This window comes from Parabacteroides sp. KHUB-03 (assembly GCF_056640975.1).
In genome coordinates this window covers 3,322,833-3,339,303 of sequence record NZ_CM153257.1, presented here as the reverse complement: position 1 = coordinate 3,339,303, position 16,471 = coordinate 3,322,833, and the positions used below count along the sequence as shown (strand labels likewise).

Annotated in this window: 13 protein-coding genes; 9 read left to right on the top strand and 4 right to left on the bottom strand. The window is 38.0% G+C overall.

The genetic code is table 11. The features are described from left to right. The first annotated feature begins 11 nt into the window (after positions 1-11). The 9 genes from folE to ACYIB7_RS14280 all read left to right on the top strand — a co-directional run bounded on the left by folE (position 12) and on the right by ACYIB7_RS14280 (position 10,313). Entirely contained in the window at positions 12-608 is a 597-nt protein-coding gene (gene folE / locus ACYIB7_RS14320; protein ID WP_103983938.1) for a GTP cyclohydrolase I FolE, read from the top strand. A 178-nt stretch (positions 609-786) separates the two neighbouring features. Continuing rightward, positions 787-1,809: a sensor histidine kinase gene (locus tag ACYIB7_RS14315; protein WP_103983937.1), complete on the top strand. Its 1,023-nt coding sequence runs from the start codon at positions 787-789 to the stop codon at positions 1,807-1,809. Between the two features lie 23 nt (positions 1,810-1,832). Next, positions 1,833-2,588: a LytR/AlgR family response regulator transcription factor gene (locus tag ACYIB7_RS14310; protein WP_103983936.1), complete on the top strand. Its 756-nt coding sequence runs from the start codon at positions 1,833-1,835 to the stop codon at positions 2,586-2,588. A gap of 231 nt (positions 2,589-2,819) precedes the next feature. Further along, a complete protein-coding gene (locus ACYIB7_RS14305; RefSeq protein WP_103983935.1) occupies positions 2,820-4,328 on the top strand; it encodes a 4Fe-4S binding protein in 1,509 nt (502 codons plus the stop codon). A 22-nt stretch (positions 4,329-4,350) separates the two neighbouring features. Further along, complete coding sequence (locus ACYIB7_RS14300) at positions 4,351-5,739, top strand: aldo/keto reductase (RefSeq protein ID WP_103983934.1); 1,389 nt, start codon at positions 4,351-4,353, stop codon at positions 5,737-5,739. A 103-nt stretch (positions 5,740-5,842) separates the two neighbouring features. After that, the gene (locus ACYIB7_RS14295) at positions 5,843-8,035 is read left to right on the top strand and encodes an outer membrane beta-barrel protein (protein WP_480337542.1); all 2,193 of its coding nucleotides are present in this window, start codon (positions 5,843-5,845) and stop codon (positions 8,033-8,035) included. A 13-nt stretch (positions 8,036-8,048) separates the two neighbouring features. Next, complete coding sequence (locus tag ACYIB7_RS14290) at positions 8,049-9,083, top strand: sensor histidine kinase (RefSeq protein WP_103983932.1); 1,035 nt, start codon at positions 8,049-8,051, stop codon at positions 9,081-9,083. Continuing rightward, the gene (locus ACYIB7_RS14285; protein ID WP_103983931.1) at positions 9,070-9,774 is read left to right on the top strand and encodes a LytR/AlgR family response regulator transcription factor; all 705 of its coding nucleotides are present in this window, start codon (positions 9,070-9,072) and stop codon (positions 9,772-9,774) included. Before ACYIB7_RS14290 ends, ACYIB7_RS14285 begins: the two co-directional genes overlap by 14 nt. Positions 9,775-9,806: 32 nt before the next feature. Beyond that, entirely contained in the window at positions 9,807-10,313 is a 507-nt protein-coding gene (locus ACYIB7_RS14280) for a cupin domain-containing protein (protein ID WP_234999368.1), read from the top strand. A 4-nt stretch (positions 10,314-10,317) separates the two neighbouring features. On the opposite strand, the gene ACYIB7_RS14275 is transcribed toward ACYIB7_RS14280, so the two are convergent. The 4 genes from ACYIB7_RS14275 to ACYIB7_RS14260 form a co-directional block, all read right to left on the bottom strand. Then, positions 10,318-11,571, bottom strand: coding sequence for a hypothetical protein (locus tag ACYIB7_RS14275; RefSeq protein ID WP_394340852.1), 1,254 nt, complete (start codon positions 11,569-11,571; stop codon positions 10,318-10,320). 25 nt (positions 11,572-11,596) lie between these two features. Further along, positions 11,597-13,441 carry a DUF349 domain-containing protein gene (locus ACYIB7_RS14270; protein ID WP_480337539.1) on the bottom strand — a complete coding sequence of 615 codons (1,845 nt, stop codon included), beginning with the start codon at positions 13,439-13,441 and terminating at the stop codon, positions 11,597-11,599. A 107-nt stretch (positions 13,442-13,548) separates the two neighbouring features. Next, complete coding sequence (locus tag ACYIB7_RS14265) at positions 13,549-15,249, bottom strand: phosphoethanolamine transferase family protein (protein ID WP_480337537.1); 1,701 nt, start codon at positions 15,247-15,249, stop codon at positions 13,549-13,551. Beyond that, positions 15,236-16,411 (bottom strand): BamA/TamA family outer membrane protein, encoded by a 1,176-nt coding sequence (locus ACYIB7_RS14260; RefSeq protein WP_103983928.1) that lies wholly within the window; start codon positions 16,409-16,411, stop codon positions 15,236-15,238. Before ACYIB7_RS14260 ends, ACYIB7_RS14265 begins: the two co-directional genes overlap by 14 nt. Positions 16,412-16,471: the final 60 nt, after the last annotated feature.

The window sequence follows — 16,471 nt, the reverse complement described above, 5'->3', positions numbered from 1 at the left end:
ACACAAAAGAGATGGTTTTAAAACAGAGTGAAGAAGAAAAATCCCGTGTCCAGGGAGAATTAGCTGTTCATTATAACGCAATCCTTAGTTTATTGGGAGAAGACCCTAAGCGTGAGGGCTTGTTGAAAACTCCTTTCCGCGTAGCAAAAGCAATGCAGTTTTTAACTAAAGGTTATAGTGAGGATCCCGAAGCTGTACTTCGTTCGGCAATGTTTCAGGAAGAGGACTATAAACAAATGGTTATCGTTAAGGATATTGATTTCTTTTCTCTTTGTGAACATCACATGCTTCCGTTTTTTGGAAAAGCACATATTGCTTATATTCCTAAAAAGTATATTACAGGCCTGAGCAAGATACCTCGTGTAGTAGATATTTTTGCCCGTCGTCTACAAATACAGGAACGCCTTACGATGCAGATTAAAGACTGTATTCAGAAAACACTCGATCCTTTAGGGGTAATGGTTGTTATTGAAGCACAGCACATGTGTATGCAGATGCGTGGTGTAGAAAAACAGAACTCTTTGACTACGACTTCCGACTTTACCGGTTTTTTTCAACAAGCTAAAACCCGTGAGGAATTTATGAACCTTATTAAGCATAACCGCTAAAATTGTCATAAGTTCTAATTTTTAAGTGCATAGCTCCGTATATTTGTACACGGGGCTTTTTTATGCTTGCAATATTATTTTCTTTTCGTTATTATACCTTCTTTTTTCGTTTTGCTTATTTAAAGCAGGTAAGTAGAAATTATTTTGTTTTTCTTTGTAAGTAAGAAAATAGATGGTTATGGACTCATTTGATGCATATATCACCCGGAATCTTCCATGGGCTAGCTTAGTTAGCACAGTATTCATTATATATCCAAACATATCTTGTCTTCCGTGGCAGCTGGATTTGCTGAATGAGTCTGGCTATATGGTCTTTTTTCTCTATTTTAGTTATCGTATATTCTTCTTCTGGGGATTAATATATTGGTTGATACGCTATAATTTGAGGAAAATACCTTCTGCCCAGTTTAAAGAAAGGTTTATCCGTAATTTTATCTATTCTCTTGTAGCATATCTGGTTTTTGCTTCGGTTTCATTTTGGATATCTTCTTTCGGTTTCTTTACGGATTTTAGAGGCAGCACGTTGATTTCCCAGTTCTTTACCTTATGTACTTTATGTACTTTTATCGGTTATATATCAATGATGTATTCTCGCCAGCGAGAAAAAGAGCAAGAGATTGAACGTCTTCGTTTTGAAAACCTGCAAAGCCGTTGTAATGCGTTGGCGAACCAGATTAATCCGCACTTCTTTTTCAATTCATTGAATGGAATACAGTCGTTAATTCGGAAAAAGAACGATGACCACACACTGATGTATGTCCATCAATTGTCTGATATTTTTCGCTATCTGCTCCAAAGTGACCGGAAAGGTCTGGTAATATTGAGGGAAGAGTTGGAGTTTATACAATCTTTTCAATATGTAATGGAGGTTCGTTTTGCGAATAAACTTGCTTTTTCAATAAATGTGAATCAAGAAAAAAAAGATATGTTGATGTTGCCTGTTCTTTCACTGCTTCCACTGGTAGACAATATAGTTGTACATAATATGATAGATAGCGAACATAAAATGTTGATCTCAATTTATCTGAATGATTATGATGAGCTGGTAGTGTCAAACCCTGTTTATCCCAAGCTCTCTCAATCAGATACGAATGGTACAGGACTTAAAAATCTGGAGAACCGTTTTAGTTTATTAATGAACAAACAAATACGGGTAGAGTGTGATGAGAAAACGTTTCGTGTTTATCTTCCTTTAAAATAATATGCCTTTTAAAAACAGCGAATATGAGAGTGTTGATTGTTGAAGACGAAACTGCGGCCTACGAAAATTTAATAGGTATTCTTTCGGAAGTTGCACCGGATATTGAAATAACAGGCAATACAGAGAGTGTTACTCAAACAGTTTGCTGGTTGCAGTCTAATCTGTTACCGGACTTAATATTTATGGATATTCATTTATCGGATGGTTCAGCGTTTACTATTTTTGATAAAATAAAATTGGAAGTCCCTGTCGTTTTTACAACAGCCTATGACAGATATGCAATAGAAGCATTTAAGGTGAATAGTATAGATTATTTGCTGAAGCCTGTGAAGGTTGGAGACGTGAAGCATGCTTTGGAAAAATATAGTAAATTGACACATCTTGATGTCATCCAATATTTGTCTAGATTGGCGCAGCTTGCTCCTGCACGTAAATATAAGGATAAACTGTTAGTGCCATATAAAGACAGGCTGTTACCAGTAAATCTGAATGAAGTTTCTTTTTTTTATACGTCAGATAAAAGCACGTATATATATTTAAGAGACGGAAGCAAATATCCATACTCCAAGACATTGGAGCAAATAATGCCAACATTGAGTCCGGCAACTTTTATCCGGGCAAATAAACAATATATTCTTAACAGGGATAGCGTCACGAATATAACGATATGGTTTGATAGCCGCCTTCTTGTGACATTGGATGTAGAAGTTCCGGAGCGTGTCTATATAAGTAAAAATAAAGCTTCCGAGTTTAAATCTTGGATGGTGAATAATGTATAATAACTCTTTTTAGGTTGTTTTGAGTTATCCAAAATTAAGATTATATAAATGTAGATCAGAAATTATTTTGTGACTTTAAAATGTAAAAACCACACAAGAAAGAGGAGATGCCCGATGAAGGATGTCTCCTTTTTCGTGATAAATTCTTTATTTTTCGTTTTAATGAAAAAGCTCTTTTTTTGTTAATTTTGTTCTGTAATCTTTGTATTAATAATAAATAATATCTACAGTATGCTACGAAAAATCAGATTGATATTGGCTGTTGCGTTCATATCAATTATTACTCTTCTGTTTCTTGATTTTACAGGAACAATACATGCATGGTTTGGCTGGATGACTAAGATACAGTTTCTTCCGGCTTTATTGGCTCTCAATGTTGGAATTGTTTTGTTTCTGCTGGCTCTTACATTCATGTTTGGACGTATTTACTGTTCTGTTATTTGTCCTCTGGGTGTATTCTCGGATATATTAGCCCGTATAGGAAAGGCAGGAAAGAGATTGCCGTATTCATATTCGCCTGAGATGTCATGGTTGCGTTACGGTGTATTAGCGGTGTTTATCCTTGCAATGGTAATGGGGTTTAATTCGGCGGTAGCATTATTGGCTCCTTATAGTTCTTACGGGCGGATTGTTAATAATTTGTTTAATCCGCTTTGGCTATGGGGCAATAATATGCTGGCTTATTTAGCGGAACGTGCAAACAGTTATGCATTTTATGAAACAGAGGTTTGGATGAAGAGTTTGTCGACGTTAGTAATTGCTCTGGTAACATTCTTAATTCTTGTCGTATTGGCATTTCGTAATGGTCGTACGTATTGTAATACCATATGCCCAGTTGGGACACTACTTGGTTTTGTTTCTCGTTTCTCATTGTTTCGTTTTACAATAGATACGGATAAATGTAATAATTGTGGGCTTTGTGCGCGTCGCTGTAAAGCGGCATGTATCAATTCGAGAGAACATAAAATAGACAATAGCCGTTGTGTGGTTTGTATGAATTGTGTAGATAATTGCCAGCGCGAAGCGATAACTTACAAGCCTGTATGGATGGAGAGGAAGAAGAGTGACGAAAAGTTGGAACAGACGATAAACTTGTCTCGCCGAAGAGCTTTATCTGCAACAATCTTGACGGCAATGGCGAGTACCTTGAAAGCACAAGAGAAAAAGATAAAAAATGTAGAGATGAAGAAGGATGGAGGACTTGCGCCGATTAAAGAACGGAAAGCTCCTCTGCGTCAAACACCACTTGCGCCTCCGGGGGCGTTAAGCGTTCGTAATATGACGCAGCACTGTGTGGCATGCCAGCTTTGTGTTACGGTTTGTCCGAATCAAGTATTGAGTCCTTCAGATAGCTTGATGACTCTGATGCAACCGGAAATGTCTTATGAACGCGGCTATTGCCGGCCTGAGTGTGTCAAATGTTCAGAAGTTTGTCCGGCTGGAGCCATACGCCCGATAACAAAAGCTGATAAATCAGCGATCCAGATTGGACATGCCGTATGGTTAAAGGAATATTGTGTGGTTAATACAGATGGGGTAGAGTGCGGAAATTGTGCACGTCATTGTCCAACAGAAGCAATCCAAATGATTGCAATTAATCAGGATGATAAAACTTCACATAAGATTCCGGTTATTAATACAGAGCGTTGCATAGGTTGTGGCGCCTGCGAAAATCTTTGCCCTTCGCGTCCATATCCTGCTATTTATGTGGAGGGGCATTTGGTTCACCGGATTATATAATTTATTTATAAAGACTAACAACATGAAAGAACAAGATAAGAACATAAATCGTCGCGAATTTTTAAATATTGTAGGACTTACTGCAGCTACTACAACGGCTACACTTTATGGTTGTACTTCTAAACCGGAGAAAAGTTCTGTAGGAAATGCTTCTCTTGCTGTTCCTACAGACCGGATGACATACCGTGTTCTGCCAGGTAATGAAGATAAAGTTTCTTTATTAGGGTATGGATGTATGCGTTGGCCGACAATACCTTCTCCTGATGGCAATGGTGATCTGATTGATCAGGATGCGGTAAATGAATTGGTGGATTATGCAATTGCACATGGTGTGAATTATTTTGATACATCTCCTGTGTATGTACAAGGTTGGTCGGAAAAGGCTACGGGTATTGCTCTGAAACGGCATCCACGTGAGAAGTTGTTTATTGCTACCAAATTATCCAACTTTGCTAATTCATCAAGAGAGAACTCTATAGCAATGTACCGGAAATCATTTGAAGATTTGCAAACCGATTATTTTGACTATTATCTGCTTCATGCTATTGGTGGTGGTGGAATGGAGGTTTTTAACAGGCGTTATATTGACAATGGAATATTGGATTTTTTGATTGCAGAACGTGAGGCAGGTCGTATCCGTCGTCTCGGATGGTCGTTCCACGGGGATGTGACCGTTTTTGATCAGGTCCTGGCCATGCATGATTCGGTTAAATGGGACTTTGTGCAGATACAATTGAATTATGTCGATTGGAAGCATGCTACTGCCCAAAATGTCAATGCCGAATATTTATATGGAGAACTTGAAAAACGCGGAATCCCTGCTGTTATTATGGAACCACTATTGGGGGGCAGGCTTTCCAACTTGCCGGATCATATTATAACACGGCTAAAGCAACGTCGTCCTGATGATAGTGTTGCTTCATGGGCTTTTCGTTTTGCCGGTTCGCCGGAGAATGTTCTTACGGTGTTAAGTGGCATGACTTATATGGAACATTTACAGGATAATATCCGTACATATGCTCCACTTGTACCTCTGGCTGATGACGATAAAGATTTTCTGGAGGAAATGGCAGAATTGATAATTGCATATCCTACAATTCCGTGTAATGATTGTAAATATTGCATGCCTTGTCCTTATGCAATTGATATTCCGGCAGTCCTTTTGCATTATAATAAATGTGTGAATGAAGGTAACGTATCACAAAGTAAAGGAGATGCAAACTACAAGGAAGCTCGCCGTGCCTTTTTGGTTGGTTATGATCGTAGTGTACCTAAACTTCGCCAGGCAGACCACTGTACCGGGTGCAACCAGTGTAACGAGCATTGTCCGCAAGGTATTGATATTCCTAAAGAAATGCAGCGGATAGATAAATTTGTTGAACAATTGAAACAGGAGACACTTCCCGGGTAGATGATTTAACCATTAGTCAACAAAACCATTCCATTCGTCATATTTATTTGAAGAATGAAAGTGGCACCTCTACTTTTGAATCAAAATCAAAAGTAGAGGTGCTATGTGTAAAGTTTATCTTTTATTATTAAGTATAATATATCTTTCGGTAAGCTCGTTGTGGGCACAAACCGATACAATTGCAGACCAAAAGATTGAGGAAGTAGTTGTAATAGCTAAACTTCCGTCAGTACAAATACAGCCTGATAAAACAACTTTCCGGCTAGATGCTTCTGTAGCTCGTAACCAGGGCAGTCTGTATGATGCCCTTCGCGGATTACCTGGTGTGATTGTGAATAATGACGGGACAATCATATTGAATGGTCAATCCGGAATCAATATTTTGATGGACGGCAAATCTACCTATCTGAGCAGACAGGAACTGGTAAACCTATTGAAGTCCACACCCGCTACAACAGCAGAAAAGATAGATCTTATTACGCATCCTTCCTCACGCTATGACGCTAGCGGTAACTCGGGAGTCATTGACATTCATACGCGTAAGATCAAACTCCGGGGAATGAATATCGTGCTTAACGGAAACTTTACTCAAGGGCGTTATTCTACCGGATATGGTAGTGCGTCACTGAATTACCGGAATGAAAAGTTTAATATGTTTGCAACTTATTCTTACTACCAGGGGCAAGAATATGATGAAATGAATATTGCCCGTGTGTTTGTTGATCCACGTACAGGTGAAGATACCGGATTAAATCTGCACCAGAATTCTTATCGGCGCGACCTCAACAAAATGCACTATTATCGTGTAGGGCTTGATTATTATCTGACAAATCGTAGTACATTAGGTTTCACTTTTGATGGTAATCATTATGATAAACACCGGGTTGGGACAATGGATTCCTATTTTAAAACTTTAAGGGAGCAATCGGATTCAACCCGGTATACATGGAATGACAGCCGGAAGAAAACTACGAATCTGACGGTCGGAATAAATTTTACTCATAAATTCGATTCGGAAGGAAAAAGGTTGGATGCATCTTTTGACTACCTCCGTTTTAAATATAATGATAATCAGTTCCAGCACGACGTATTTCATGATGCAACTTTTGATCGACAAAAAAGAGATTCTTTGCAAGGACATATGAATGGGATATTAAACCTGTATACAGGACAAGTGAACCTGGCTTTACCTCATGGCGATAAATGGTCGTTGGATGCAGGTGCAAAGACATCATTTGTAAAACTGGATAATAGTGCAAATTATGCAGATGTACTAAATGGAGAGTATATTTATAATACTTCTATCAGTAATTGTTTTGTGTATGAAGAAAACATTAATGCGGGCTATTTGCAGCTGAAAGCAGATTTCAAGCCGATACATGTAGAAGCCGGTTTACGGGTAGAAAACACGCGGGTTACCGGAAAACAATCGGGAAACTCAGTTCAAAGAGACTCTTCTTTCACACAACATTATACAAACGTATTCCCTACGCTGTTAGTGCTGTTCAGCATTAGGGAAAGTAGTCTGTCTTTATTTTATGGCCGGCGGATTGTACGTCCTGACTACGGCGACTTGAATCCTTTTATTTACATCTTCGACGACTATACTTATGAACAAGGGAATACTATGTTAAAGCCCCAGTTATCCAATAACCTGGAGTTTGCGTATATTCATAAAACGTTGTTTAAGGCAAGCTTTTTCTTTACGCACATTCATGATGTAATAGTAAAGAGCTTTTCGTTGATGGACGATAACCGGATACTGGTTTCGCCGGCCAATTATTCTTCGGCTTTTAGTTTGGGGCCGCGTATCAGTACCTCTAATTTGCCGTTTACATCTTTCTGGGATATAAATGTAAATGCATCTGCTATTTATAATCATTTTCGGTGGTTGGTAGACGGAGAGGAACAAGTAAGCAAACGATTGGCTTTTGTAGGAGGATTCAATAATCAGTTTTCTTTTGGAAAAGGGTGGTCGGCCGAGTTGAATGTCTCTTATAGAAGCAAGATAGCTGCGGGACAGGCTTTAATGGCTCCTGTCTGGCAGATGGATGCGGGTATCAAAAAGCAAATACTGAAAGGTAAAGGGAGCATACAATTATATGCGAGAGATATTTTTAATACGTACAATCGAAATATGGATGTGGTTACACCCGATCAGAAAGCCTCTGTAAAAGAACACGAGAGCCAGTCTCTTATCGGCATCTCATTTTCTTACCGTTTTAATAGTGGATATAATGCAAAAGAGAGTCGCTCAAAAAATAGTATAGATGAAAGTAAAAGGATAAATTTGTAATAAAATAATATATATGAAGTTTTTGTTTCGTGCTCTGTCCCCTTTGTTTCTTGGAGTCGTGATGTTTAACTGTATTCGGTTTACCACAGATTTGTTGCGATATGAAATACCGTGGAGCAGTGGTCCTATGAAGTACCATCTATTTGCTTTATGTACTACGATTGTAATGTGCTACGCTTTTGATTTTGCCAGTCGGTATTTTCTTTCCCGGGTAAGGCCGAAATTGAAAATATCTGTTGTTTCGGAATGTATGCTGATAATACTGAACTTGTTGGTTGTTATGAATTTGATAATGTTTGTAGGTGACCGGCTAGGTGTTTTATATATGGGGAATATTATTACTGATTATGTAGTAGCCAATGTGATTTACATACCACTTTTTTTAATTTATTATATTATTCTTCGTACGAATCAGCTGGAAACGGATTATCATCGGCAAACTTTACAACTGGAAAAGATAAGAACTGACCAATTGGAAATGGAACTGAAATTCTTGAAATCTCAATATCATCCTCATTTTCTGTTTAATGTTTTAAATACGATTTATTTCCAGATAGATGAAAAGAATAAAGAGCCGCGGCGTACTATAGAAATGTTGTCGGAGTTGCTGCGTTATCAATTGTATTCGGAAGATAACAAAGTGTTATTGGAGCAAGAGTTTGATTATTTGAATACCTATATTGCCTTACAGAAGCTCCGCGCAAACGAGAGGCTGGAACTGAATACATTTTTTGATCCGTCTTTGCAGAAGTATAGAGTCTCTCCTCTACTATTATTACCGTTGTTGGAGAACGCTTTTAAATATGTAGGAGGTGATTATAAAATAGATATTACTGCACGAAAAGAAAAGAACGGACTCTTTTTTAGTGTAACAAACTCTATACCGCCTTCTGTTATCCAAACTCGTAAACGTGCCGGTATCGGTTTAGATAATCTGCGGAGGCGGCTTGCCCTGTTATATCCTGGCAAACATACATTGGAAATTAGTAAAGAAGATAATATTTTTGTTGTAAAATTGTTTATTGTGTTAGAAGATGCAATCTGTTAAGTGTGTAATTACCGATGATGAACCAATGGCCCGTAAAGGATTGGTTTCTTACGTGGAGAAAGTAGATTTTCTTACACTTACCGGTGTATGCGAAGATGCTATTCAATTGGATAAGTTATTGAAAACGGAACAGCCGGATTTGCTTTTGCTGGATATTGAGATGCCTTACCTTTCCGGACTGGATCTTTTGGCAACACTGGCAAATCCTCCGAAGGTAATTATTACATCTGCTTACGAACAATATGCTTTACGGGGGTATGAGTTGGATGTGACAGATTATTTGTTAAAGCCAATCTCGTTCGACCGGTTTCTGAAAGCAGTTAACAAGGTTTACAACATATTGCAAAAAGAGATGAATATGGCTAATAATCTTGATAAATACTTGTTTGTAAAGAGTGACAAACAGATGATCAAGGTATTTTTGAAAGACATCCTTTTTATTGAAGGAATGGAGAATTATATTGTTATCTATTTACCTTCCGGCAAGTTTACTGTGCACTCTTCCATGAAAAAAATCATGAAATCATTACCTGGAGTCCAGTTTTTACAAACGCATCGTTCCTATATAGTGAATAAGTTGATGGTAGAAGGTCTGGAAGGGAACCAGTTGTTTATTGGAATACATAAAATACCGGTAGCTCGTAATTTCAGGGAGGTGGTATTTAAACAAATTTTGACGGATGTTTTATAGGAACTATATTAATCTGATAAATAGTTTGTGGTATGAATATGGGTATGATGGAAAATGAGACGCTGGCCGAATATTGGATCGGACGTTTAGGTATGACTCCGCATCCGGAAGGAGGTTATTGTAGAGAGGTATATCGTCCTGAATGTTGGAAACCGCTTGAAGGGTATCCTTCTGATAAAAGGGTTCTTACCACAATTTATTATTTATTGGAAGGTCAGGATTTTTCTGCTTTTCACCGTATTAAATCGCCCGAGAGCTGGTTTTTCCATAAAGGAGAGCCTTTATTCATTTATTCGTTTGAGCAAGGTTGTTTGGTTGTCCGCGAGTTATCAGATAGGGAAGATGGGGAATTACAGATAACTATTGAGCCTGGAGTATGGTTTGCCGCTCGTTTGAAAGAGCCTTATGGTTTTAGTTTGGTAAGTTGCGCTGTGGCTCCCGGCTTTGAATATGCAGACTTTGAATTGGCGAAGAAGAAAGAGTTGCAAGCTGCATATCCACAGGATATAGAGATAATAGAGCAATTATGCCGGCAATAGATATTTATGTCATTAATATATAAGCCCTGTAGCGGGTTTCCTTTGTAACCGGACAAAGGGAGAGATAACCTTCTGTAATCTTACCGTTTTCCAGTTTTAGCGGATAAGCCTTTTCCATGAAATGATGGTTTTCGTATGCTTCACCGATCTGATGGTTGTAGGTAATACAGAAATCACCTTTCTTTTTGAAGTCTATATACTTTTCAAATAATCGGATGGCTACCATTCCCATTGTATACCGCATATTGATTTCAATACAGGGATGAATGGAATAACTTCCGTTCTTTTCTTTATATACCAGCATATCAACTCCTAAATACCCCGTGTATATATTGCCATATATTTTTTGTAATGCCAGACAAACAGCATTCTGAATTTGTTGAAACTTGTCTTTGTCCGAATAACGACAAAGTAGGGCTCTCATGTCTTCCTGATTCTGTAAAATATTACCGGAATAAGAACCTTTCTCTTCTGTGTTGAAAACAGACAGACCCTTGTATTCTACCGTTCCTTTTCCATCGGAATAAAATTCCATAGCAAAATCTTGTACTTTATCCAGGCCGTATTCTATACTGATGGTTCGTTGTTTGTTGAAAGCCCCGTTTATCCAGGCTTTGTCTTTGTCGGTCAGTTCAGGCCTGTTTATCCAATGCAATCCTCTTCCGGAAGAAGAATATGGGGTTTTCAGAATAAAGGGCGCATGGTGTAATGTAAGGTGTTTTTTTATTTCATCAATTTGGGTGCAAAATGCCGGGGTAGAAGGAATTGAAATGCCTGGTAATAAGTTACGTAACATCTCCAGGCATTCGGCTGCTGTTTGCCGTCCGGCCAAGCGTTTGTATTCTTCTTTCCAGCTTGGGACAGCTATGTTTAGTGCAAATTTCTTTTTTAGTTTTTCAAATAATTGGATGCTATGAGGTGATAATCCCCAGGGAGCCGCTTCTGTTTTTTCGGAAGAAGAAATAAATTTGTTTATTTCTTTGGGTATTACAGGAGTGGCAAACGGATGAAATACTTCGGGTTGTAAAGATAGAAAGTGAAGAGAATTTATTTCATCTATTAGTACATAATCCTCCGGATTTGCATACCATGCGGGCAAGAAAGCCAGCTCTTTTGTCATTCTTTGTACATTGGCTGGCGGAGTATAGTTTTCTGTTCCTAAAAGTATGGCTGTTTCATGGCCCGGATTAAAGTAATGAATTTTTCTGGTCATAGCAGATAAAATAACGAAGCCGTCTTGTTGAGAGGACGGCTTCATTAATTATTATGTCTTTGAATTTGGTTTATTCGAGATTTTCATCAATTGCTTCAATCTTTTTGATTGTAAGCTCCATATCCTCCTTCAGCTTTTCGATCTTACGTTCCATCTCTTTCAACAGTCCGCCACCACCTTTTGATGAAACACTAAGGAAGCCGATGTTGTTTTCGTAAGTCTGCAGTTCATTTTTCATGCGTTCGTACATGCGCATTAGCTTTTCACGTTCTCCGTAAAGTTTGCCTTTGCTGTGTTCGCCGCTGGCCATATCATTCAGATTGCTGCGGAAGTTTTGCATCTTACGGTCGTTCTTGTCTACTTTCAGACGGTCAAACTGTTTGTCTATAGCTTCGTGATATTCTTTGTATATTTTATCTTTTTCTTTGAATGGGACGAAACCTATGGAACCCCACTCGGACATAAGACCTTTCAATGTTGCCAAAGCCTCCTCAGGGTCTATTTCATTTAGGCTGTTAATTTTTTCAATTAATGCTTTTTTTGCAGATAGGTTATTTTGTTCGATGCTCTTTTGTGAGACTACATTTTTATTTTTTTGTTCAAAGAAATAGTCACAAGCAGAAATAAAACGTTTCCAGATAGTATCTGAATGTTTGCGGGCTACGGAACCGATGGTTTTCCATTCTTTCTGTAATGCAATCATTTTCTCTGTTGTTTCTTTCCAATCTGTGCTGTCTTTTAAGGCTTCAACCTTCTCACATAATGCCTTTTTGAGTTCGAGATTCTTTTCCATCTCCTCTTTGATGGCCTTGTAAAATTCACTCTTTTTATTAAAGTAAATGTCACAAGCGGCGCGGAAACGTTCAAAAATCTTTACATTGAATTTCTTTGGTGCAAAACCGATGGTTTTCCACTTTTCCTGTAAGGCGATGACTTCTTTGTTTTTTCCCTCCCAGTCTTTGAATGATTTCAAAGTGCTGAAATCTATTGCTTCAATTTCTTCACAGATTGCAGTTTTAGCTTCCAGATTTTCCTGTTCTTTTGCTTTCAGTTTCTCAAAATGTTCCTGGTGGCGTTTGTTGATAACTGTAGATGCATTTTTAAAACGAGTCCATAAATCTTCGCGCAACTCTTTCGCTACCGGACCAATTTCGCGCCATTGCTGGTGCAGTTTCTGTAATTGGTGGAAAGCTGAAATAACATCCTGCTCATTTTCCAGTTTTTCTACCGTCTCACAAAGAGCTGTCTTTAATTCAAGATTCTTTTTGAAGTCGTAGTCACGGAACTGGTTATTGATTTTTATAATATCGTAGAACTTTTCGCTGTAAGTTGTATATTCTTTCCACAAGTCGTTTACATGCTCTTGTGGAACGGCTTTGATATCTTTCCATTTCTGTTGAATATCCTTGAAGTCGTTATATAGTTTGTTGAAGTCTTCCTGACTTTCGCTTAACGCTTTTAGTTGATCAATCAGTTGAAGTTTAAGCGTGTAGTTCTCTGCTTTTATACGTTCTTCTTCTGCAAGAACAGCTGCCCTTTTTTCTTTATATGTAGCCAGTAAATTCTTGATTTGATTTTCTATTTCATCTTCAGGAGCTACAAAATCCTTTTCTTCTCCCCCATTTTCAAGGAAAACTTTCTTTAGTTCGTCCACCTCGCTGCGGCGAATCTTATAATATGTCTGTTTCAAAGATTCTACTTCGCTACGGGAAGTTTCTGCCGATTTTTCAACTAACTCTGTTAGTTTATTGACAATTTCTTCTTTGGTTAACTTGCTGACAGCAGTAACTTCTTCTTCCGAAACTGTGTTTTCAACATTATTCGGAGTTTCTTCCGATCCGATAACCGGAGCTTTAGCTTCTTCCAATTTGCCGGTTTCTTCTACAGGCAGATTAGTCTCAACGGTGTCCTTCATATACAATCACTTATTTAAGAAAAGGATATATTTCCTATATCAAGTCACAAATTAAGCTAAATATTTTGTGATAACAGCATTTACAAGCAATTATTTGCATGCAAAAGTTAATATTTAATCCCCATTTTACGAAACATATTAAAATCGGTCTCTTTTAACTTTATATCTTTCAGTAAAATAGGAAGGTTGTGATCGTTCAGGTATAATCGTTTTTGCTCTGTAAAATCTTTGCTAACTACTGATAACGAGTCATTTTTATAAGGCGTATTTATTCCTCCGATATCTAGCATAGTATGAAAAACCGAGTTGCTGGATATGGCTTTTGAACTGTTTTCTTTTGCCGTATTATATAAGGAAATATGATTTTCCAGATAAGGCTGGGACATCCATATCAGATAAGGTACATGCAATTGATAATAACTGGGTACGGGAGATGCATGGAGAAATAGATTCCGATTGTCGTCGAAAATGTCTTCTCCGTGATCGGAAGTGTAAAGCATTGCAGCCGAAGCCAGTGTGTTATCCAGTATTGTTATGAGCCGGGACAGAAAGTCGTCGGTGTAGCAAATCGTATTGTCGTATGCATTTATGAGATTTGTACGGTATTTGACTTCTGCTCCTTCCACCTGGTCTGGTAAAAAAGCCGCTTTAGTAGTAGGATAACGCTCCTGGTAATTGAAATGTGACCCATATGTATGCAATACAATGAATTGTTTATTGTAGTTTTTCCAGATTTCTTTTTCAACCATATCTAGTAACACATCATCCGATGGGTTGAATTTGGAATCCAGACTGTCTTCTTTAATGAAGTCGTATATGTCGGCTTCTTCACCGAAAAAGTCGATAAATGAATGATTAGGCCTTTGGTTTGAAAAAAAAGCAGTATGAAAACCTGCTTCTTTGAAAGCAGTGACGATACCCTTTTGTTTATATATGCAATCATAATTATCGGCAGATACGGCCGACAACAATATGGGAACACTTTTATGGGTGGTGTTTGATTGTGTCAGCGCATCTTTGAAAATTGTCAGACCGTTTATCCGGGCAAGTTGGGGGGTTGTATTGCGTTCATAGCCATATAGTCCCCAATTCAAGGCTCTTGATGTCTCTCCTATGACGAGAACATAAATTTCTTTTTCTTCCTGGGCATGGGATGGTTTTGCCTGAAAAGTGAAGCCGGAAGAAGTTGTTTTGTATAGTTCGAGTTTATGCTGGCGTTGAATAGCTAAGCCGACATTATAGCAAACATTTAAGGGGAACATGTCTGTTTGTATCTTATATCCGGGCTCTACCTGGTAAGTAAAAAGCGTAAATAAAATACCTGTGGATAGAATAATAGAAGAAACCGTTTTTTCTTTGCGGAGAAAATTATCGGTTAGTTTTTCTTTCCGATAGATAGATGCAATCCCTAAAGCCAATGCTGGTAAGTATAGGAAGCAGACACCAATGATGGCAGGAGTTAAATTGTCTAATAATTCCATAGCTTCACTGGAGTTTGTTGTTGCCAGATTCAGGAACATATCTACGGCTATAATCGATTCGCCGAATAAATACAAAAGTACTAATTGGAATGCCCCGAAGAATATAAAAGGAAATAATATCCAAAGCACTTTCCCCGGTTTGGCGGATAAAGACATCAGGAACCAATAGAAAGATAGTGGTACCAATATATTGCATAAATTAGCAAGGAAAGACATTTTTTCTGTAAACAGAAAGAATATATTGGGTACTATCAGTACAAATAAAAAAAAGAAAAATAGAACTTGCTGATCAAAAACAGCATGGTATATATTCTTAAAATGCTTCATTGATATTAAATATAAATCCGGTTTGATTTTTTCCAAATCCTAAATCCAGCCGTACGTTTACACCTCTTTTAAACTCCCATCTATAACCAAAACCATAATTCGGCAAAGTATGTTTAAATTGTAATTCGTCAAATTGATGGAATATATTGCCGGCACCAACCCATACGACAACTCCGTTTCTTCTCCATATATGCTGGCGTAATTCAACTTGTATCTCCATTATATTTTTGTCACGATAACGACCTTCGTAATAACCCCGCATGGCATACGAACTGCCTAATATAGCCATTAATCCCCAAGGCGGATTCCCATAATTAAATAAAGAGTGGAATTCTCCGGCTAAAATGCCTCCTTTCCATACTGTATGGTAGATGCTGGTGCGGATATCTGTGGCACTGAATGCATATTTGTTTCCTAAAAAAGCGGGACTGAATTTTTGTTCTGCTTTTAGATAATATCCTCTTGTTGCATTCGTAAGCATATCTCTCGAGTCATAAGACAATATGATACCTCCCGTAAGATTGGAAGTCGTCATTGCCATTCCTTCCAGTAATTCCGGTTTTCTGAAATCCATACCATGTACATAATCAAAACTTATGCTTGGACCAAGGTATAAATTTGTTGCAAGACGGAATAAAAAATCTGTTTTTACCTGTGCTTGAAAACGTTTGTATTTACTCTCGTTGTCGTTGTTATTACCGTTGTCATATCCAATACCCCAGAATTTGCTGGGGAAAGAATAAAAGTAAAGGTTATAGTTTAACCTGTATTTATTTTGCGGGAATAAATTATTCCCCCGTATTCCTAAAAGAAAGAAACCTACGGTCGAAACATCGCCGTATAATGAGACATTGGAGGGGGGAAGAAGAGTATCTCTCCTGTCCATACGGTAAAGTCCTGCGGCGACAAGCCCGATGCCTACTTTGGTATCACTTGAATAATGGGGACCGCCGATGATACTGAAGTCAAACGGTTTGTTTTTTGTGTTTTTATTGGAATCTTCGAAATAATCTAATACTTTTTTGATAAGAGAACGGCGTTCAGCTGAATCTTTCTGCGCATAATGATTGTCGTTTGCCTTTAAGCCGTTTCTGGCAAAGCCGGACCGGACACATGAAAATAATATAACACCAATAAAAAATATCGATAATTGTTGCTTCATCTCCTATTTTTTTAACATCTGCGATTTAATAAAAAATAGTGAGGCTGAATTGTTCTTATA